This window comes from Stenotrophomonas oahuensis, assembly GCF_031834595.1.
Lineage (GTDB): Bacteria > Pseudomonadota > Gammaproteobacteria > Xanthomonadales > Xanthomonadaceae > Stenotrophomonas > Stenotrophomonas oahuensis.
This window is the reverse complement of sequence record NZ_CP115541.1, coordinates 1,059,104-1,079,000: the sequence shown is the minus strand read 5'-3', so window position 1 is coordinate 1,079,000 and position 19,897 is coordinate 1,059,104. Positions and strand designations below refer to the sequence as shown.

20 protein-coding genes are annotated in these 19,897 nt (G+C 66.5%); 12 read left to right on the top strand and 8 right to left on the bottom strand.

The genetic code is table 11. The annotated features are described in order from the left end of the window. The first annotated feature begins 20 nt into the window (after positions 1 to 20). The 5 genes from PDM29_RS04780 to PDM29_RS04760 are packed head-to-tail and all read left to right on the top strand — an operon-like array spanning position 21 to position 2,167. Positions 21 to 470: a hypothetical protein gene (locus PDM29_RS04780; RefSeq protein ID WP_311192743.1), complete on the top strand. Its 450-nt coding sequence runs from the start codon at positions 21 to 23 to the stop codon at positions 468 to 470. Further along, the gene (locus tag PDM29_RS04775) at positions 463 to 861 is read left to right on the top strand and encodes a DUF2750 domain-containing protein (protein WP_311192742.1); all 399 of its coding nucleotides are present in this window, start codon (positions 463 to 465) and stop codon (positions 859 to 861) included. The genes PDM29_RS04780 and PDM29_RS04775 overlap by 8 nt, the downstream gene beginning before the upstream one ends. 29 nt (positions 862 to 890) lie before the next feature. Beyond that, on the top strand, positions 891 to 1,310 hold the full coding sequence (locus PDM29_RS04770; protein WP_311192741.1) for a hypothetical protein: 420 nt from the start codon (positions 891 to 893) through the stop codon (positions 1,308 to 1,310). A 56-nt stretch (positions 1,311 to 1,366) separates the two neighbouring features. Then, positions 1,367 to 1,798, top strand: a complete 432-nt coding sequence (locus tag PDM29_RS04765) for a nuclear transport factor 2 family protein (protein ID WP_311192740.1) — start codon at positions 1,367 to 1,369, stop codon at positions 1,796 to 1,798. 39 nt (positions 1,799 to 1,837) lie between these two features. Further along, positions 1,838 to 2,167, top strand: a complete 330-nt coding sequence (locus PDM29_RS04760; protein WP_311192739.1) for a hypothetical protein — start codon at positions 1,838 to 1,840, stop codon at positions 2,165 to 2,167. 134 nt (positions 2,168 to 2,301) lie between these two features. On the opposite strand, the gene PDM29_RS04755 is transcribed toward PDM29_RS04760, so the two are convergent. Together PDM29_RS04755 and PDM29_RS04750 are read right to left on the bottom strand one after the other, a co-directional pair. Continuing rightward, positions 2,302 to 3,072, bottom strand: a complete 771-nt coding sequence (locus PDM29_RS04755; protein ID WP_311192738.1) for a hypothetical protein — start codon at positions 3,070 to 3,072, stop codon at positions 2,302 to 2,304. Between the two features lie 66 nt (positions 3,073 to 3,138). After that, positions 3,139 to 4,413, bottom strand: a complete 1,275-nt coding sequence (locus PDM29_RS04750; RefSeq protein ID WP_311192737.1) for an NAD(P)/FAD-dependent oxidoreductase — start codon at positions 4,411 to 4,413, stop codon at positions 3,139 to 3,141. A gap of 164 nt (positions 4,414 to 4,577) precedes the next feature. Here PDM29_RS04750 and PDM29_RS04745 point away from each other — a divergent pair, with 164 nt between their 5' ends. Then, positions 4,578 to 5,339 carry an NYN domain-containing protein gene (locus PDM29_RS04745; RefSeq protein ID WP_311192736.1) on the top strand — a complete coding sequence of 254 codons (762 nt, stop codon included), beginning with the start codon at positions 4,578 to 4,580 and terminating at the stop codon, positions 5,337 to 5,339. A gap of 25 nt (positions 5,340 to 5,364) precedes the next feature. Continuing rightward, positions 5,365 to 5,985: a glutathione S-transferase family protein gene (locus PDM29_RS04740; RefSeq protein WP_311192735.1), complete on the top strand. Its 621-nt coding sequence runs from the start codon at positions 5,365 to 5,367 to the stop codon at positions 5,983 to 5,985. A gap of 87 nt (positions 5,986 to 6,072) precedes the next feature. On the opposite strand, the gene PDM29_RS04735 is transcribed toward PDM29_RS04740, so the two are convergent. Further along, positions 6,073 to 8,319, bottom strand: coding sequence for a primosomal protein N' (locus PDM29_RS04735; protein WP_311192734.1), 2,247 nt, complete (start codon positions 8,317 to 8,319; stop codon positions 6,073 to 6,075). A 436-nt stretch (positions 8,320 to 8,755) separates the two neighbouring features. On the opposite strand from PDM29_RS04735, the gene PDM29_RS04730 reads away from it, so the two are divergent. From PDM29_RS04730 to sppA, 4 genes are all read left to right on the top strand, one after another. Then, positions 8,756 to 9,757, top strand: a complete 1,002-nt coding sequence (locus PDM29_RS04730; protein WP_311192733.1) for a hypothetical protein — start codon at positions 8,756 to 8,758, stop codon at positions 9,755 to 9,757. Continuing rightward, the gene (locus PDM29_RS04725) at positions 9,744 to 10,286 is read left to right on the top strand and encodes a DUF3106 domain-containing protein (RefSeq protein ID WP_311192732.1); all 543 of its coding nucleotides are present in this window, start codon (positions 9,744 to 9,746) and stop codon (positions 10,284 to 10,286) included. Before PDM29_RS04730 ends, PDM29_RS04725 begins: the two co-directional genes overlap by 14 nt. A 108-nt stretch (positions 10,287 to 10,394) precedes the next feature. Beyond that, complete coding sequence (locus PDM29_RS04720; RefSeq protein WP_311192731.1) at positions 10,395 to 11,765, top strand: MATE family efflux transporter; 1,371 nt, start codon at positions 10,395 to 10,397, stop codon at positions 11,763 to 11,765. Between the two features lie 98 nt (positions 11,766 to 11,863). After that, positions 11,864 to 13,768: a signal peptide peptidase SppA gene (gene sppA / locus PDM29_RS04715; protein WP_311192730.1), complete on the top strand. Its 1,905-nt coding sequence runs from the start codon at positions 11,864 to 11,866 to the stop codon at positions 13,766 to 13,768. Positions 13,769 to 13,875: 107 nt separating this feature from the next. Here the strand turns inward: sppA and PDM29_RS04710 are convergent, their stop codons facing one another. Further along, positions 13,876 to 14,094: a hypothetical protein gene (locus tag PDM29_RS04710; protein ID WP_311192729.1), complete on the bottom strand. Its 219-nt coding sequence runs from the start codon at positions 14,092 to 14,094 to the stop codon at positions 13,876 to 13,878. 128 nt (positions 14,095 to 14,222) lie between these two features. Here PDM29_RS04710 and PDM29_RS04705 point away from each other — a divergent pair, with 128 nt between their 5' ends. After that, a complete protein-coding gene (locus PDM29_RS04705) occupies positions 14,223 to 14,999 on the top strand; it encodes an SDR family oxidoreductase (RefSeq protein WP_311192728.1) in 777 nt (258 codons plus the stop codon). Here PDM29_RS04705 and PDM29_RS04700 read toward each other — a convergent pair. The 4 genes from PDM29_RS04700 to PDM29_RS04685 form a co-directional block, all read right to left on the bottom strand. Then, positions 14,996 to 15,724 (bottom strand): hypothetical protein, encoded by a 729-nt coding sequence (locus PDM29_RS04700; RefSeq protein ID WP_311192727.1) that lies wholly within the window; start codon positions 15,722 to 15,724, stop codon positions 14,996 to 14,998. The two genes, PDM29_RS04705 and PDM29_RS04700, sit on opposite strands and share 4 nt — an antisense overlap. A 24-nt stretch (positions 15,725 to 15,748) precedes the next feature. Beyond that, a complete protein-coding gene (locus PDM29_RS04695; protein WP_311192726.1) occupies positions 15,749 to 16,534 on the bottom strand; it encodes a DUF4124 domain-containing protein in 786 nt (261 codons plus the stop codon). 49 nt (positions 16,535 to 16,583) lie between these two features. After that, positions 16,584 to 17,144 (bottom strand): L-threonylcarbamoyladenylate synthase type 1 TsaC, encoded by a 561-nt coding sequence (gene tsaC / locus PDM29_RS04690; protein ID WP_311193721.1) that lies wholly within the window; start codon positions 17,142 to 17,144, stop codon positions 16,584 to 16,586. A 151-nt stretch (positions 17,145 to 17,295) separates the two neighbouring features. Continuing rightward, entirely contained in the window at positions 17,296 to 19,785 is a 2,490-nt protein-coding gene (locus PDM29_RS04685) for a DNA topoisomerase I (protein ID WP_311192725.1), read from the bottom strand. Between the last annotated feature and the right edge of the window lie 112 nt (positions 19,786 to 19,897).

Genomic DNA, 19,897 nt, shown 5'->3' with positions numbered 1-19,897 from the left:
AAACCCATGGAGTGGTCCTGATGAACACGCATGCGATCCGGATGCCGTTGTTCGTTCTCGGCTTTCTGTATCTGTCTGCCTGCATGAGCAATACGCATGCAGGTCCCCAGCATGGCGACATCGGTTCTTCGGCCGAACTGACGGCCACCGTCACGCCCGCCGACATCCGTGCGGCGCAGATACCGTTGGATCCGGCCAAGGTGCCCGTGGGTCTGCGCTCGTTGACCCCGCTGGCGCAGCAGTGGGGCATAGCAGACGACGCCGTCCGGGACGCCATGCAGGCGCAGTCCAGCGAGGGACAGAAGGCGGCATTTGCCGACAAAGTCATTCCCCATCTGAAGGAGATCGATGCCTGGCTGAATTCTCTGCCTAATGATGGACAGATGAGCGATGAGGCCGCCGCCTTCATGTTCATGCAGTCGGCATTGACGGAAATGGACTTGTATCCCATGGAGCCACACGATGGATGAGTATCGATTCGGCAACGGCGAAATCGAAGCGGTGCTGGCGACCGACGCTGAAACGCGTTACCGCTATTTCATCAAGCGAACTGCAGACTGGGAGCAGGTATGGAGTTTGCGTAATGTGGACGGCTGGGTGTTGGCGGCAACGGATGACGGGCGGCAGGTGGCACCCTTCTGGCCCTTCCAGGCGTTCGCTCAGCGAGCGGCTGTTGCGCAATGGGCGGACGCGGAGCCTACACCAATTCCTCTCGAGTCTTTCATGGAGCGCTGGTTGCCAGGTCTTGCCAACGACGGGCGGCTCGCCTGCGTGTTTCCCGGGTTGAATGGCCGTGGGCCAACGGTGGAGCCTCTGATGCTCAAGGACGATATCCAGGATGAACTGGATCGACTGGAATAGTCGCGCTGGTGCAGCAGCAGGGGGGGGCCATGACCGCCCTCTCGAAAGCGCTCGTTGCCATGCTGCTGCTGTGGGCCTTGGTGGCTGGCATCCCGGTGCTGGGGTATGTGGTCGCACTGGGCATGATCGAGGGTCGCCCAGCCCCTGTGCATGTAGACGCTGGGCCCGCTGTCAGCTGCCGGAACCAGATCGTCACGCGCATGCGTGTGGTTGATGCGTTCTGGGTCCGGGAATCCGAAACCGGGCACGTCACCCTTGCGCCCGGGCATGAGGAAGCCGCATGGGCAGCACGACGCCATCTCTCACAGTTGCCGCGGACCGGCATGCTGCGATGGCATTTCCAGAGTGCGGCGCTGCACGTTTGGATCGTCCGGCAATGGACGCCGCTGCAGATCACCGAAACCGCGCGGCTTGGAGGAGCATGTCGCGCTCGGCGAAGTCTCCGCTGACACCCGCCGGCATGCGAAGATCGGCCTGAACCCTTGCGCCGCCAATGGAGGAAACGATGTCCACGCTTTCCCTGCTGCTTGCGCTGGCTCCGGTTGCCGCCGCGCCGGTCGCAGATCCCGCAACCCTGGCCGCCATTGAGGCCACCTGTCTGGACTACGTGGATGGTCAGTTGGAAGCAGATCCAGCGCGGGTGGCCCGTTCGCTGCATCCGGACCTGGCCAAGCGCGCTGTTCTCGGTGACACACCGGACGAGCGGTTGGGCCTGCGCCGCATGTCCAAAGATGAGCTGGTGGCGTTGACCAAGCAGGGCGCGCTGAAAACTCCCAAGGCTGAGTGGAATCGTAGTTGCCGGGTGCTGGACGTCACCGGGAACACCGCCTCCGTGCGCCTCGAGACCCCATGGTTCGTCGACTACTTCCACATGGGCCGTTTCGACCAGCGCTGGATCATCGTCAACGCCCTCTGGTACCCCAAACCCAAACCGTAGAGACGCGCCATGCGCGTCTTACGCCGACCCGGAAATCCCATGAGCACCATCGATCAACACAAAGCCAACAACATGTTCGGCAAGATCGTCCTCGCCGGCATCACCTATCTGGATGCGGACGGCAACGCCCTCGAACAGAAACAGTACGCCGGCGAGATACTGCGCATCAATGAAGAAGAGGGCGTGGTGCTGGCCAGCCTGATCGACGGCGAGGAACTGTTCCTGCCGCCGCATCTGGATCATTACAAGGTGGCCGAGCCGGGCGACTACACGTTGCGTTCCATCGACTTCACCGTGACCGACCCGGACTACCTGTGCACCTGGGATGTGCATCTTGCGCATGGCAATGATGATCCGGACGCGACCTGACCGCTGGGGTAGGGTCGGTCGATAGACGACCGCCGATACGGGTGCTACGTCCGGGGACGCATGACCGGTAAACGAAGGCGCTTCCCGGCAGACCCCATGCGTCAAACGGCCGATCAGGTGTCATCGGCCGTCGTCTATCGACCGACGCTACCAGGAGGCAGTTTGCGTTCGCAGCGATCCATCATCTTTCGAACGACATCCATGATGCCGGTGATTTCCTCCGCCGCTGCACCCGCCATGCCTTGGGTGAGTTCATCATTCGACTTGGCGACGTCAGCAGCATAGGGGGAAAGGGCAGCCAGACAATTCGCCTGGTCCCCCTCGCGGTCATGGGCCGCGGCAAGTTCCAGGCGAAGAGCGGCAACCGATGAGTACGGCAGGGTTTCCACGCACCTCTCGGTCATCGTTCTGATGGTGCCAAGCTGCCCCTTGCCCGTGCCGGCCCGTTCAAGAGTCTTCTGGATACTGCCCTCTGTACACATCGGGTCGACGGAAAGATACAGGCCCTTGAATGATCCATTGTGTCCGCAATAAGCAGCGCATGCGTCAGGCGTGGATGTGTCCAGTTCAATGCCTCGTTCTGTTCGATGCATGGTCAATGGGCAGTGACTGGTTCCTGGAGCCGGGTCGACGTGTGTGGATTGGAGGCTCCTGTTGGTGGTTCCACTCATTCTGCATTCGTAGCCCGAGGAATTGCTGTGCAGTTCGAAGCGCAGCAGGTCATTCTTGCGGGTCTCGGACAGCAGCAGTTCTCCCCAGCCCCCTTGGGTGACGTAGACGTGGGTCGTCTCGCCAGTGCTGCGAGACGAAGCGCCAGTCAGTCCCTCTGCTTGTGTGGGGTTTGGGGCACAGCTCGTGGCGGCCGCAATAGCCAACAGCGCTGTTGTGAATCTGATCGTTCCCATGCGGCACCTTCCCTGTGAACCTGTGCCGGAATCTAGCAAACAATCGGGAGCGGCAAGCGGTCTGCGTCAGGGACGCCGATCCTGCTGATCATCACCAAAAATGATCCGCGCGCTGCGCTGGTAGCTCCAGTACGCGACCGCCCAGTTGAGCAGCACCACGATGCGGTTGCGGAAGCCGATCAGGAAGAACACGTGTGCGGCCAGCCAGAACCACCAGGCCAGCACGCCGGACAGCTGCAGCTTGCCCAGGTGCACGATGGCGGCCATGCGACCGATGGTGGCGAGGTTGCCGTAGTCTGCGTACTTGAACGGCCCCGGTGCGGCTTTACCTTCCAGCCGCGCGCGGATCGTGCTGGCGACATGCTTGCCCATCTGCTTGGCGGCCGGGGCCACGCCCGGCACCGGCTTGCCATCGGCCTGGCTCAAGGCTGCCAGATCGCCGGCGACGAAGATCTCCGGGTGCCCGGCCAGGGTCAGGTCGGGCTGCACCGGTACCCGCCCGGCGCGGTCCAGCGGCACGTCCAAGGTGCGCGCCAGCGGTGAGGCGGCCACGCCGGCGGCCCACACCACAGTGCGGGCGGGGATGAACTGTTCGCCCAGCTGGAAGCCTTCGCCATTGATGTCGCTGACCGGGGTGCCGGTGAGCACCTCCACACCCAGCTTCTCCAGCTGCCGGCGCGCCTTCAGCGACAGCACCTCAGGGAAGCTGGACAGTACGCGTGGGCCGGCTTCGACCAGCCGCACTTTGGCGCTGGCCGGGTCGATATGTCGGAACTCGTTGCGCAGGGTATGCCGGGCAATCTCGGCCAGTGTGCCGGCCAGTTCAACGCCGGTAGGGCCGCCGCCGACCACGGCGAAGCTCAGCCATGCCGCCTTGCGCGCCGGGTCCGGTTCGGCCTCGGCGCGCTCGAATGCCAGCAGCAGCTTGCGGCGCAGCGCGATGGCGTCATCCAGCGTCTTCAGGCCAGGTGCATCGGCGGCCCACTCGTCGTGACCGAAGTACGCGTGCGTGGCTCCGGTGCACAGCAGCAGGGTGTCGTAGGGAATCTGGCTGCCGTCGGCCAGGGTGATGTCCCGGGCCTGCTTGTCGATCGAGGTCACTTCGCCCAGGCGCACTTCGACATTGCGCTGGTGGCCCAGGATGTGGCGCAGCGGCGCGGCGATGTCCGGGGCCGACAAGCCGGCGGTGGCCACCTGGTACAGCAGCGGCTGGAAAAGGTGGTGGTTGCGCCGGTCCACGAGTGTGATGCGGATGCGGCTGCTGGCCAGCGCGCGGGTCGCCCACAGGCCGGCAAAACCGCCGCCGATGATGACCAGGTGGGGCAGGGGGTCACGGGTCATGCACTTGCTCCTTGGCTGGGGCCGGCGCTCCGGTCCCCGTGGAAACGTTGTCGTCGCGACAGATGGTCGCATGCAACGCGCAAACTTCACGTGCATGGCCGATACTGGATTCAGCAGCCGTCGCGCTTGCTGGCGGCCCCATGTTCCATTGATGGAGTGCTCCGATGACCGAACCGGAAAAGCGCATCGCCCTGTTGATCGATGCCGACAACGCGCCTTCGTCCAAGATCGACGTGGTGCTGGCGGAGGTCGCGCGCTATGGCGTGGCCAACGTACGGCGTGCCTATGGCAACTGGAAGAGCCCGCGTCTGAAAGGCTGGGAATCCGTGCTGCACGAATACGCCATCCGCCCGATCCAGCAGTTTGCCTACAGCCGGGGCAAGAATGCCTCGGACATGGCCATGGTGATCGACGCCATGGACATGCTCTACGCGCGCAATCTGGACGGGTTTGCGATTGTGTCCAGTGATGCGGATTTCACCCCGTTGGTGATGCGCCTGCTCACCGATGGGGTCAAGGTCTATGGTTTTGGTGAGAAGAAAACACCGGAACCGTTCGTCAACGCCTGTTCGAAGTTCACCTACCTGGAAGCGCTGGGCCAGGGCCATGCCGCCGACCCGGAGGTGGAGCAGGACAACGAGGAAACCCGCCCGCGCAAGAGCGGTGCGGAGCTGCGCAGCGACACCCGTCTGGTGCAGATGTTGCGGCGCGCGGTGGCATCGGCCGAGGGCGAGGACGGCTGGTCGCATCTGGGGCCGGTGGGCAGCCAGATCGGCAACCAGGCATCGTTCGATTCGCGCAACTACGGGTACGCCAAACTCAGCGAGCTGCTCGCGGCGATTGGCCTGTTCGAGATGAAGAAGGACGGAAAGTCGACCTATGTGCGCGCGCTGCCGAAAAAAGGTGCAGCGAAACCGGCAAAATAAGCGCACTCCCACCAGGAAAACCAACATGCTGAAGATCTGGGGCCGGCGCAATTCCAGCAACGTGCGCAAGGTGTTGTGGTGCGCCGAGGAAATCGGCGTGCCGTACGAGTCCATCGAAGTGGGCGGCAGCTTCGGCGGCACGCAGACGCCGGAATACGTGGCGATGAACCCGAACGGGCTGGTACCGGTGATCGAAGACCACGGCCTGCCGCTGTGGGAGTCCAACACCATCGTGCGCTACCTGAGCGCCCGTTATGCGCTGGGCACGCTGTATCCAGAAGACGTGATGGCGCGGGCGCAGTGCGAAAAATGGATGGACTGGAGTACCTCGCGCATGGCTCCGCTGTACAGCGAGCTGATCTGGGGGATCATGCGCACCGCGCCCGCCGACCGCGATGAAACCCGCATCAATGCCGCCGTGGTCAAGGCCGGTGATTACCTGGCCATGGCCGATGCCACGCTGGCCACGCAGCCGTGGCTGTCGGGTGAGCAGTTCGGCATGGGCGACATTCCGCTCGGCGCGCTGGTGTATGCGTGGTTCAACCTGCCGATCCAGCGTCCGCACCTGCCGCATCTTGAGGCGTGGTACGAGCGGTTGCAGCAGCGGCCGGCGTATGTGAAAGCGGTGATGACGCCGTTGACCTGAGCCACGTCTTACGGAGCGTACCGACCAACGGTCGGTACCTACCGGGTACGTGCATCAGGTAGGTGCGGACCGTTGGTCCGCACGCCGTCAATACAGATCCATCGGATCGACATCAAGAGACCACCGCACCTTCCGTGCCTCCGGCAACCCATGAATCCGCGGCACCATCGCATCCAGCACTGCATGCAATGGCTGCCGTCTGGGCGCGGACAACAGCAACTGGGTGCGCTGATACCCCGCCCGGCGCGGCATCGGCGCGGGCATCGGTCCGAACCGCTCCACTGGCGCATCTTCGGCAATCAAGCCGCGCACGGCGGTGAGCATGGCATTGGCATGCTCTACCTGCTGCGCCTCCGCGCGCAGCAGGGCCAGATACGCGAACGGCGGGAAGCCGGCGGCATCGCGCTGCTGCAGCTCGGCATCGGCAAAGGCGTGGTAGCCGCCGTGCACCAGCGTTTCCAGCAAGGGGTGCCCGGGGTGGTGGGTCTGCAGCCAGACCTCGCCGGGGTCGGTGGCGCGGCCAGCGCGGCCCGCCACCTGGATCAGTTGCTGGGCCAGTTTCTCGCTGGCGCGGAAGTCGGCCGAGAACAGTCCTTCGTCGATGCCCACCACCACCACCAGAGTGAGCCTGGGGAGGTCGTGACCTTTGGCGAGGATCTGCGTGCCGACCAGAATGCCCGGCTGGTCGCCCAGCCGCGCCAGTTGCGATTCCAGCGCATCCCGACGGTTCGTGGTGCCACGATCGATCCGGATCACCGGGTAGTCTGCGAAGGCCTCGCCCAGGTGTTCTTCCAGGCGCTCGGTGCCGATGCCCTGCGGTTGCAGCGCCAGGCTGCCGCAATCCGGGCAGGCCAACGGGGCCGGCTGGCGCGCGCCGCAGTGGTGACACTGCAGCCGCCGGCCGCCGGCGTGCACTGTCATCGGCGCGTCGCAGCGCCGGCAGGGCGCGGTCCAGCCACAGTCATGGCACAGCAGCACCGGTGCGTAGCCACGTCGGTTCTTGAACACCAGCACCTGATGGCCACGCTGCAGATGTTCGGCAATGCCTTCCAGCACTTCCGGCGACAGGCCATCGCGCAGCGGACGCTTGCGCACATCGAGCACGCGCACACGCGGCGGGCGGGCCTCGCCGGCACGTTGCTTCAGCCGCAGATGCACGTACCGACCGCTGCGCGCGTTGTGCAGCGACTCCAGTGACGGCGTGGCACTGCCCAGCACCACCGGGATGTCCAGCGCCTTCGCCCGGACCAGGGCGAAATCGCGGGCGTGGTAGCGGATACCGTCCTGCTGCTTGTAGCTGCCGTCGTGCTCCTCGTCGACCACGATCAGGCCGGCATTGGGCAGCGGGGTGAACACCGCTGAGCGTGTGCCGACAATCACCTGGGCCTCGCCGCGCGTTGCCGCGGCCCAGACCCGGGCACGCTCGTTGTCATTCAGGCCCGAATGCAGCACATGCACGGGAATGCCCAGCCGGGTGCGGAAGCGCGCCAGCGTCTGCGGCGTGAGCCCGATCTCCGGCACCAGCACCAGCGCCTGTCGTCCGCGCGCCAGGCAGGCGGCGATGGCCTGCAGGTAAACCTCGGTCTTGCCGCTGCCGGTGACACCGTCCAGCAGGAACGTGCCAAAACCGGTGCCACCGGTAATGGCGGCGACAGCATCGGCCTGCTCGGCATTGGGCACCGGGCCAGCGCCCAGCATCGGCACCGGGGCGACATGGACCTGTGCCATCCGTTCGACCAGCCCGCGTTTGGCCAGCGCGCGCGCGGCGCTGCGCCAGTCATCCATCAGGTCGTCCAGCTGGTCCTCATCCAGCGCGGTACCGCGACCGGCGGCGTCGGCCAGCAACTGGCACAGGCGCTGCGGCCGGGTGCCGGCGCGCTGGCGCACCCGTTGCGCGTCGCCGTCGGCGGTCAGCCGCCAGCCCCAGCGGTGGGTGTCGGGCACCGGCTCGCCGCGGCGCAGGGGGGCCGGCAGCGCCGTGCTCACCACCTCGCCCAGCGGCGCGTGGGTGTAGCGCGCCAGCCACTGCAGCGACCGCCACACCTCGCCGTCGAGCAGCGGCACCGGGTCCAGCCATTCGCGGGCGTCGCGCAGGAGGGTATCGGCATCAGCGCAGCCCACACCGGCCACCACCCCGACCAGTTCGCGCGAGCCGAACGGCACCCGCACCCGGCGGCCGATGCTGTCCGCTCCGGCCAGGGAGCCGGGGGGCGGTGCATAGTCGAACAGCTGGGGCAGCGGCAGCGGCAGGGCGACCTGCACGGTTGGCGCCCCAGGCGCGGGGGCCGGGGCGCTTTCCAGGGACAGGACAGGGGCCGCAGGTGCAGAAGACATCGACGCAGTGTACCGGGCACGGCCGCCCTGTTCAGGGCGCCCGGCGGGTCAACCGCCCTGTCCAGCAAGACTAAACATCACCTAAATATCGGTGGCTATTGGAGATTCAGTCTTATCCACATCTTCTGTGGATAAGCCTGTGTGCGAGCGCTGAAGCGTAGGAGTTTCCTGCGGGGGTTCTGCTGTGTGGCTCAGGTTGGTCAAAAAATCGCCACATGCAAAATGATTTAATAATCAATGGCTTGGGTGTGAAACAAAGCTGACACACGACTGATGCCGCCTTCACCTTGCGTTTTTCCGCGGTTTTTGGTGGTGCTGTGCACAACCTGCGTCGGGAAGACGCAGTGCCGGCCTTGCCGGTCTTCACATGCTGCCCGTATCGGCACGCCTGAATTCCGGCGCAGTCGCTATCATTCCGGCTCATGATGGAGTTGCTATGACGGCTGCGAACGCCTCGATGTCTTCCAACGCAGCCGGCGCGCTTCCGGCTTTCCTTCGCGGCGTCGAGCGCCGCGCCCTGGTAGTGGCTGAACTGCAGTGCGGCAACCCGACCGTGGCCGAGCAGGCCCTGGTGTCGGTGATGCGGGCGTTCACCGGTATCGCCAGCGACGTGCCGATGGCGCAATGGCCCGACCGCTTCTGGATCCTGCTGGCACACCGCCATCCGATTCGCGTGCCTGCCGAAGGTGGACACTGGGAGCCGGCGTTGGCGCACCTGCCGACCTTGTCGCCACCGGCTCGGTTGGCGCTGCTGCTGCGTATTGGCGGTGGGCTGGACGAAGCCGCCGCCGCCCAGATTCTGGACCTGCCGGTGGCCGACTATCAGCGGGCGCTGGCCGAAGCCTGTCCGCGTGACCGCCAGGGGCATCCGGACGCCCAAGGCTGGCGTGCCTTGGCTGAGCAGGTGCAGCAACGGCTGCGTGAGCTGCCGCTGGAACGCCTGCAGCGGCTGCATCAGCCCGCGCCCGCCGCGGCCGACGGCACGCGGTCGTCGCCGTCTTGGCGCGCGCCCGCCAAGGAGGAACCGACTCCACGCCGCCGCCCGACACGACGCGGAGCGCGTCCGCTGTGGCGCGGTCTGCTGATTCTTGCGCTGACCACCGGCGCGCTGCTGGGCGGCGCGTACTGGTGGAAGCACCACCGTCAGGCCCCGCTGCCGGAAGCCAGCGTGCCCGAAGGGGCGGTGAGCATCGACAACCCGGTGCAGAGTGAGGAGCTGCCGGCAGAAGACCTGCCGGAGGCCGCCGCGACGATCCACCTCGATGCCGCCGGCGATGCATCGCTGCTGTCCGATCCGGATCTGGCGGTGATCCGCGACGCCGACCTGTATGCCTGGTTCGCGGCCGGCGGCCCGGTGCCGGTGGATGAATCCCAGGCCCAGCCCAGCCGCCCGGAACCGGCCTCCGCCGGCTTGGAGACGACCGATGCCGACGAGTAAGCCCGCCTACCTGCTGTGCCTGCTGGCGCTGGCCCCGCTCGCCGCCAGTGCAGCTCCGCAGCCCGTCGCTCTGCCCCAGGCGGTATCGGCTCCTGCGCAGGGCGCGGCAACCCCGGCCCAGTTGCGCGAACTGCGCAGCCAACAGGCCCAGTGGCAGGCCCTGCCGGAGTCAGAGCGCAGCCGCATCCGTGACGCCGCGCGACGTCTGGCCGCGCTGCCCCCGGAACAGCAGCAGAGCCTGCGCGCCACCTTTGCCGCGCAGGACGCGCGCTTCCGCGACGGTTGGCGGCTGGGGCCGACGCTGGGCGCGCAGTTCCCCAAGCTCGAAGGCCTGTTCGGCTTCCTGCCGGTGGAACAGCGCGACACCGCGCTGAGCGTGCTGCGCCAGCTCAATGCCGACCAGCTGGCGCAGCTGACCCTGATCGCCCAACGCACCCCGCCGCAGGAACGTGACACCGTGCGTGCGGCGTTCCTGGCCTTGGCACCGGCCGACCGCGACCGCTGGCTGCACGCCCACGTGGTGCGCTGACCGTTTACTGCCGGTCATGGGTTTTGACCGCGGGCGCGCGTAAGATGGCGGCCCGCAACCCGGTGCCTGTGCCTTCCGCGCGCGACCGCAGTTGACGTCTGTATCTCCATGTCTACCGTTATCCCTGCTCCGCGCCTTTCCACTGAAGTGCGCGCCACCGGCCTGCTCGCGCTGCCGCTGGTCCTGGGCCATGTCTCCACTGGCCTGATCTCCTTCGTCGACAACGTCATTGCCGGCCATCACGGCACCCAGACCCTGGCGGCGGTCACCATCGGCACCGCGCTGCTGTGGCTGCCGATGCTGATTCCGATCGGCACCCTGATTTCGCTGACCGCTTCGGTCTCGCAGCTGCATGGTGCCGGACGCGAACGTGAGATCGGTCCGCTGTTCCGCCAGGCGCTGTGGCTTGCGCTGGGCCTGGGCCTGATCATGTTCACCTTCCTGACGGTAGTGCCGCCGCTGTTACCGGCATTCGGCATCGCTCCGGACATCGTGCCCGGCGCGACCGCGTTCCTGCATGCGGTGCGCTGGGGTGGCCCGGCGCTGACCCTCTACTTCTGCATGCGTTACCTGAGCGAAGGCATGCACTGGACCCTGCCGACCATGCTGCTGGGTTTCGGCGGCCTGCTTGTGCTGGCTCCGCTGGGCTATGTGCTGTGTTACGGCAAGCTGGGCTTCCCCGAGCTGGGCGCGGAAGGGCTGGGCATCGCCTCGGCCACCATGATGTGGATCCAGGCCCTGTGCTTTGCCGGCTATCTGTGGAAGACCAGGCGCTTCGCGCACCTGGAACTGTTCTCGCATTTCGAACTGCCGCGCTGGCGGGCGATCTGGGACCTGCTGCGCACCGGCCTGCCGATCGGCATCACCGTGCTGATGGAAGGCGGTCTGTTCATCGTCACCGCGCTGCTGATCGGGCGTCTGGGTGCCACCGAGGCGGCGTCGCACCAGATCGCCATCAACGTGGCCCAGCTGTGCTTCATGATTCCCATGGGGGTGGCGGAAGCCACGACGGTGCGGGTGGGCTACGCGGTCGGCAGCAACGATGGTTCGGGCGTGCGCCGCGCGGCCAACGCAGGGCTGGTGATCATTCTGGGCACGCAGACGCTGTCGGCACTGGTGCTGCTGTTCGGGCATGACGCCATTGTCGGCGTCTATACCGCGGACCTGGGCGTGGCGGCGCTGGCCTCCACGCTGCTGCTGTATGCGGCGGCGTTCCAGTTCCCGGATGGCATCCAGGTGCTGTCGGCCGGCGCGCTGCGCGGCCTGAAGGACACCCGGGTGCCGATGTTCATCGCCATGTTTTCCTACTGGGGCCTGGGCATGCCGCTCGGGGCCGGATTGGGGCTGGGGCTGGGCATGGGACCGCAGGGTATGTGGCTCGGCTTGATCCTGGGCCTGACTGCCGCCGCGATCCTGATGGCGTGGAGACTGCGGGTCAGCAGTCGTCGTGTCGGAAACGGCCCTGTTGCAACGGTGTGATCCGCCCCCACACAGGACACCCTGACTTGTGTCCGATGCCGGTCTGACCGGCACCGGCTATGCTGGTACCACGGCAAGAAGCCAACTGGAGTTTCCCCATGAACCAACCTGTGCGTCGCAACCCCGTAGCCAGCTTCTTCATCGGGCTGTGGGATGTGATGAACTTTACCCGCCGGCTGATCCTGAACCTGGTGTTCTTCGGTCTGCTGCTGCTGGTGCTTGTCATGTTCGTCGTGGCGGCCGGCAAGAGCGCCGGTTCCAACCGTGGCCTGCAGGACCGCACCACGCTGGTGATCGCGCCGGAAGGCAAGCTGGTCGAGCAGTACACGGCCGACCCGCTCAGTCGCGCGCTGGCCAAGGCGGTTGGCGACAATGCCGCCGAGGAAATCCAGCTGCGCGACCTGGTGCGTGGCATCGATGCCGCACGCCAGGACAAGAACATCGAACGCGTCGTCCTGCAGCTGGACAAGCTGCAGCCGAGCGGCTTTGCGTCCATGCGTGAAGTCGCCGCCGCGCTGCAGGAACTGCGCGGCTCGGGCAAGCAGATCGTGGCCTACAGCGATGGCATGAGCCAATGGCAGTACCTGCTGGCTGCGCAGGCCAACGAGGTCTATCTGGATCCGATGGGCGGACTGGTGCTGGAAGGCCTGGGACGTTACCGCCAGTACTTCCGCGCCGGCCTGCAGGACAAGCTGGGCGTGGACGTGCACCTGTTCAAGGTGGGTGAGTACAAGTCCGCCGCCGAACCCTACGTGCTGGATGCCGCCTCGCCGCAGGCCAAGGAAGCCGACCTGTTCTGGATGAACGACGTGTGGCAGCGCTACCTGGCCGACGTGGCCAAGGCGCGCAAGCTCGACGCCGCGCAGCTGGCCGCCGGCATCGACACGCTGCCCGAAGGCGTCGCTGCAGCGGGTGGTGACCTCGCCAAGTTCGCCCTGCAGCAGAAGCTGGTGGACGGTCTGAAGACCCGTGAGGAAGTGGAAGACCTGCTGGCCGATCGCGGCGTGGCCGACGAAGACGCCGATGGCGGTTTCCGCAACATCACCCTGGGCGACTACCTGACCCAGCTGGACCTGCGTCGTTCGCCGGTGGACTCGCGTCCGCAGGTGGCGGTGGTGGTGGCGGCCGGTGAAATCGCTGGCGGCGACCTGCCGGCCGGGCGCGTGGGTGGTGAATCGACCTCGGCCCTGCTGCGCGAAGCCCGCGAAGACAAAGACGTGAAGGCCGTCGTGCTGCGTGTGGACTCGCCGGGTGGCGAAGTGTTCGCCTCCGAGCAGATCCGCCGCGAGGTGGTCGCGCTGAAGGCGGCTGGCAAGCCGGTGGTGGTATCCATGGGTGACCTGGCTGCCTCCGGCGGTTACTGGATCAGCATGAATGCCGACAAGATCTACGCCGACCCGTCGACCATCACCGGTTCGATCGGCATCTTCGGCATGATTCCGAACCTGGCGCGCTCGCTGGACAAGATCGGCGTGCACACCGACGGCGTGGGTACCACCCGCTTTGCCGGTGCGTTCGACATCACCCGTCCGATGGACCCGGCCGTGGGCCAGGTGATCCAGTCGGTGATCAACAAGGGCTACGCCGACTTCACCGGCAAGGTCGCCGATGCGCGCAACAAGCCGGTCGAGGCCGTGGATGAAGTGGCCCGCGGCCGCGTCTGGAGTGGCGCACAGGCCAAGGAGCGCGGCCTGGTCGACGACTTCGGTGGCCTGCGTGTGGCGCTGACCGATGCCGCCGCCCGCGCCAAGCTGGGCAGCCTGGACAAGGTGCGCGTGCGCTACATCGAGAAGCCGGCGACCCCGCTGGCCCAGTTCATCAGCGGCTTTGCCGGCACCCGTGCCGGGGCCTGGATGCTGGGCGAGTCGGGCATGGCGCGCATGATGCTGGCGCGTTCGATGCCGGAGCTGGACACCCAGCTGCGCTTCGTCGAGAACGCTGCGCGCGACCCGCGTGGCAGCGCGCCGGTGAAGGCGCTCGCGTATTGCTTCTGCGGATTCTGATCTGTGGTGGCACGACCAACGGTCGTGCCCTACCGGTGCTCAAGGCACGACCAACGGTTGTGCCCTACCGGTCTGCCTGAGGTAGGTCACGACCGTTGGTCGTGACCTCACAGCTCGCTTTCGGCGTCGCCCGCTGCGCGGGTATCCGGCGCTTTCTCCAGCGTTTCACGCGCGGCCTTGGCCTTGTCCAGCGGCTGCTGCATGGCGTCGCGCAAAGCAGTGGCCTGGGGCTCGGGCGGTTTTTCCGGCGACGGTGCGGCCGGCGGGCGGTTGCAGCCGGCCAGGGCCAGCACGGCGGCCAGCGGCAGGGTGAGGCGGATCAGCATGGCAACCTCGGCGCGTTGATTCGGATGGCGTGCAGTGTCGCACCGCTCCGCCACGGCGTGTGTGACGGGGTGCGCTGCCAGCGCATGCGGGCTATCCTGCCGCACCACGAACATGGCTGGAGAAAACCGTGAGCGCGCAGCGTTGGCGACTGGATGGACAGACCGCTTTGATCACCGGTGCCAGTGCCGGCATTGGCCTGGCGATCGCGCATGAACTGGCCGGGCTCGGCGCGGACCTGCTGATCGTCGGCCGCGACGCCGATGCGCTGGAAGTGGCGCGCGACGAACTGGCTGATGCGTTCCCCGAGCGTGAGATTCATGGTCTGTCGGCCGACGTGTCGGACGACGATGACCGCCGTCAGATCCTGGACTGGGTGGAAGATCACAGCGATGGCCTGCACCTGCTGATCAACAATGCGGGTGGCAACATCACCAAGCCGGCCACCGAGTACACCGAGGACGAATGGCGCGGCATCTTCGAGACCAATCTGTTCTCGGCCTTTGAGCTTTCCCGCTATGCGCATCCGCTGCTGACCCGCCACGCGGCCTCGGCCATCGTCAATGTCGGCAGCGTTTCGGGCCTGACCCATGTGCGAAGCGGCGCGGTGTACGGCATGACCAAGGCGGCGATGCACCAGATGACCCGCAACCTCGCGGTGGAATGGGCCGAAGACGGCATCCGGGTCAATGCGGTGGCTCCGTGGTACATCCGCACGCGCCGCACCTCCGGGCCGCTGTCCGACCCGGACTACTACGATCAGGTGATCGACCGGACGCCGATGCGACGCATCGGTGAGCCGGACGAGGTGGCGGCCGCCGTTGCGTTCCTGTGTCTGCCCGCAGCCAGCTATGTCACCGGCGAATGCATCGCGGTGGACGGCGGCTTCCTGCGTTACGGGTTTTAGGGAACCGGGCAGTTGCTCGCTTCCAGCACCGCCTGCAGCCGCGCACGCTCGGCGCTGGCGGCCGCCTTCCGGTCGGCGGAAGCAAAGCTCTCCTGCCCCCGCGCGTTGCGGAACCGCTGCTGCCACGCCCCACAGCGGTCCGCCTCAGCAATCTCCTGACACTCATCGCGGACCACCTCGCAACTGGCCGCGTTGACCGGGGTGGCACCGCCCAGCCCGGTCACATTCAACAGTTCGCAATGCGCCGGTGACGGTTCCAGCTCATGCAGGTAGCGCCCGCCATCGGCGCGCTGGCACTGGAAGATCGCCGGCAACGGTGGCTTGCCCGCATCCGCTTCTTCCTTCGCGTCACCCGGTCGCGGCAGGTTGGCGCTGTCCAGGATCGCGTTGCCGCGTTCGACCTGGTAGGCCTCGGAGATGGTGCGCTCCATCGGAATCTGAGTGCCCGGAATCAACGGTACGCCGGCCGTTGCCGGGGCTGCTGCGGGCGTTGGCGATGGCGCGGAGGGGGCCGGCGCAGGTGGTGCGGCGCTGGTGGACACCGATGTCTCCGCGCGCGAACGCCCGGCGCTCATGCGTTGCATGACTTGATGGCTGCCTTTGGGGCAGGGCGTGCTCTGCATGCTGACGTTGTCGTCAGCATCGGTGCAACGGAACACGATGCTGTCGTCGGCCAGCGCCGGCGACGCCAGGGAGAGCAGCAACAGGAGGCGCGTGTAGTTCATCCCCGGAGGATACAGGTGCTGAACCTACCGGCAATCCCGCTCCAGCCGCGCATCAATGCCACGCTGCTCGCGGGTGATTTCCGCGCGCTCGCTCTGCAATGCGCTGTTGTAGCGGCGATCCAACTCCCAGCGCCGGTCACGCAGGATGGAACACACCTCACCGGTCGGCAGCGCGTGGCACTGGTCGCGCACCAGCACGTTGCCGCCGGGAACCACCACGTCGGTGTAAGTGCCGGGGTAGCCCGAGCTTTCGCGGTGCCATGAAGTGCTGCCACTACCGATGTTGACGCTGCCGCGCACGCCGGAGCCGCCACCGGACACGGATAGCGAGCCGCCACTGCTGCTGACCGAGCCGCTGCCCATCGGCATCACCGGTGGCAGTGGGCGCGGTCCGGGCCCGGGTCGCACGCCGCCGCCGCGGTAAGGCAGGTAAGCACTGGTCCACACCGGCACCCAGCGCGGATTGCCTTCGTTGGTTTCGCTGACATAGCGGCTGCCGTCGTCGCGGAAGCACTCGTACATCGGCTGAGGGGGCTGCACGTGTACATAGCGAACCTCCCGCTGCGGCGCGGGAGTGGCTGGTGCGGGGGCGGGCTGGTCGCTGCGCACGGTGCGCGGCGGCGGATCGCGCGGCCGCTGCATCTCGCGCACTTCCTGGCGACCATCGCGGCAGGGAGCATCCTGCAGCGACACGGCACCATTGCTGCCTACGCAGCGATACACGCGCACGCTGCTGCCATCCTGGGCGGCCAGCGCGGGGGCGGTGGCGACCAGCAGCAGGGGCAGGCACAGGGCGGTCAGGGGGCGCATGCCTGCAGTGTGGGGGCTGATGCGTGTACGCGCAAAGAACGCTCCAGCGTCAGGTGCGAAGGACGTCGCCCGTCTTCGCATCCCGGATCGGGGTCGGCTGGGCCAGGCCGCCGGTTTGGCCATCCAGCACGCCGTCCAGCAGCGGCAGCAGGGCCGGGTCGAGTTCCGCCCGGGTGCGGGCCGGCGGGTATGTGGCCAGATTGGCGCTGGTCGAGACCAGCGGACCGCCCCAGCGGCGGCTCAGCTCGGCCACCAGCGGGTGGGCACTGATCCGCACCGCAATGCCGGTGTGTTCGCCGGTGATCCACTTGGGGGCATCAGGCCCGGCCGGCAGGATCCAGGTATGCGCGCCGGGCCAGGTGGCCAGCACCGCCGCCTGGCGGGACTTCGACAATTCATCCAGCTTGACCCAGCCTTCCAGCTGGGCCAGCTCGGCGGCGACCAGGATCATGCCTTTCTCCACCGGCCGCTGCTTCAGGCGCAGCAGCTTGCGCACCGCCATCTCATGGCTGGGATCACAGCCCAGGCCCCACACCGCTTCGGTGGGGTAAGCAATCACACCGCCAGCGCGCAGCGCGGTGACGGCGGAGTCCAGGGTGAGTTCGTTCATGGCGGCGACCGGTACGGCAGGAGTCATGATTATCCTCCCGCCGCGTGCACCCAGGGTAGAGCGGGGCTTGCCCCGCTATCGTGCAACCCGGTGCCATGTAGAGCGGGGCTTGCCCCGCTGCCATCCAACCCGGTGCCGGGCAAGCCCGGCACTACGTGGCCTTCTTCACGGCCTTCTTGGTGGCGGCTTTCTTGGTCGCCTTCTTGGCCGGTGCCTTCTTCGCAGCGGCCTTCTTGGTCGCCGCCTTCTTCACCGGAGCCTTCTTCGCCGCCGGAGCCTTCTTCACCGCCGCCTTCTTGGCTGGAGCCTTCTTCGCGGCAGCCTTCTTGGCACCAAAGCCCTTGCGCACCGGCTTGCCGGTTTCTTCCATCAGCTGCTGGGCTTCGGCCAGGGTCAGCGAGGCGGGCTCACGGTCCTTGGGAATCTTGCCGTTGAACTTGCCGTCACTCAGGTACGGACCGAAGCGACCGTTCAGCACCTGGATGTCGCTGCCCTCGAATTCCTTGATGATCCGGTTGCGCGCGATCTCTTCCTTTTCCTCCACCAGGAACACGGCGCGGGCCAGGTCGATGGTGTAGGGGTCGTCTTCCTTCTTCAGCGAGGCGTAGGTGCTGCCGCGCTTGGCGAATGGGCCGAAGCGGCCGATGCCCACGCTGACCGGCTCCCCCTTGTCCTCACCCAGCGCACGCGGCATCAGGAACAGCTCCAGCGCGTCCTCCAGGCTGATGGTGTGCATCGACTGGCCCGGGCGCAGCGAGGCGAACTTGGGCTTCTCCTCGGCATCTTCGGCGGTGCTGCCGATGGCGGCGTAGGGCCCGAAGCGGCCCAGGCGCACGCTGACCGGCTTGCCGGTCTTCGGATCGGTGCCGAGCTCGCGCGCACCGCTGGCCTCGGCGCGGTCGACGGATTCCTTCTTTTCCTCCACCAGCTTGTTGAACGGGTCCCAGAAGCGGGCCATCAACGGAATCCACTCCTCCTCGCCGCGCGACACCGCGTCCAGCTCGTCTTCAAGCTTGGCGGTGAAGTCGTAATCGACGTACTGGGTGAAGTGGCTGGAGAGGAACTTGGAGACAGCGCGGCCGACGTCGGAGGGACGGAAGCTGCGGCCTTCCATTTCCACGTACTTGCGGAACAGCAGGGTCTGGATGATCGACGAATAGGTCGACGGACGGCCGATACCGTACTCTTCCAGCGCCTTCACCAGCGCCGCTTCAGTGAAGCGCGGCGGCGGCTGGGTGAAGTGCTGCTCGGCCAGGATGCGGTCCAGCGGCACGCGGTCGCCGGTCTTCATCGCCGGCAGCTTGCGGCCTTCGTCCTCGTCGTCGGCGCTCTTGTTGTCCTTGCCTTCCTCGTACACGGCCAGGAAGCCGGGCACCACCACCGTGGTACCGCTGGCGCGGAACACATGTTCGCTGCCGGCAGCCAGGTCTACGCTGACCGTGTTGAGCGTGGCCGGAATCATCTGGCAGGCCACGGCCCGCTTCCAGATCAGCTCGTACAGCTTGCGCTCGTCGTCGGTCAGGTAACGCGACACCTGGGCCGGGGTGCGCAACGCCGAGGTCGGGCGCACCGCTTCGTGCGCCTCCTGGGCGTTCTTGGACTTGGTCTGATAGGTATTCGGCTTGTCGGGCAGGGCGGCAATGCCGTAATCGCGGGCGATTACGTCGCGGATCTCGGCCAGGGCGTCCTGCGACAGGTTCACCGAGTCGGTACGCATGTACGAGATCAGGCCCACCGTGCCTTCGTCGCCGATCGCCACGCCTTCGTACAGCTTCTGCGCCACCTGCATGGTCTTGCGGGTAGTGAAGCCCAGCTTGCGCGATGCTTCCTGCTGCAGGGTCGAGGTGGTGAACGGCGGGGCCGGGCGGCGCTTGCGCTCCTTGCTGGCCACGTCGGTGACGTGCAGCGAGCCCTGCGCGGCCTGCTGGATGCGCAGGCGGGCGGCCTCGGCGGTGTCGCCGTCGGTGACCGTGAACTGCTCGAACTTCTGCCCGTCCAGCTTGATCAGGCGGGCATTGAATGCCTGCGAGGGATGCGCACAGGCCGCTTCAATGCTCCAGTATTCGCGGGCGATGAAGGCTTCAATCTCTTCCTCGCGCTCGACGATCATGCGCAGCGCCGGGCTCTGCACGCGGCCGGCGGACAGGCCGCGCTGGACCTTGCGCCACAGCACCGGCGAAAGATTGAAGCCGACCAGGTAGTCCAGTGCGCGACGCGCCTGCTGGGCGTCGACCAGGTCGCTGGCGATCGGGCGCGGCTGGCTCATCGCCTCCTTGATGGCGCGCGGGGTGATCTCGGTGAAGACCACACGCTGCATCGGCTTGTCCTTGAGCAGGCCGCGTTCTTTCAGGATCTCGGCAATATGCCAGCTGATCGCCTCACCCTCGCGATCCGGGTCGGTCGCCAGAAAGATGTCGTCAGCCCCCTTGGCAGCCTTGGCGATGGCGTCGACATGCTTCTCGTTCTTGTCGATCAGGTCGTAGCGCATCGCGAAGTTGTTGTCGGGGTCGACCGCACCTTCCTTGGGAACCAGGTCACGCACATGCCCATACGAGGCCAGGACAGTGAAGTCCTTGCCGAGGTATTTGTTGATCGTCTTGGCCTTGGCGGGCGATTCGACGATGAGCAGGTGCTTGGGCATGGCAATGAATTCTGAGGGCGGAGGACCCGGGGAGGGCCGCTAGGGTGGAGCAAATGGCCGCATTAGTGAAGGGCAGCCGTCGAGATATACAAGCTGAACGCCCGGTTATGCG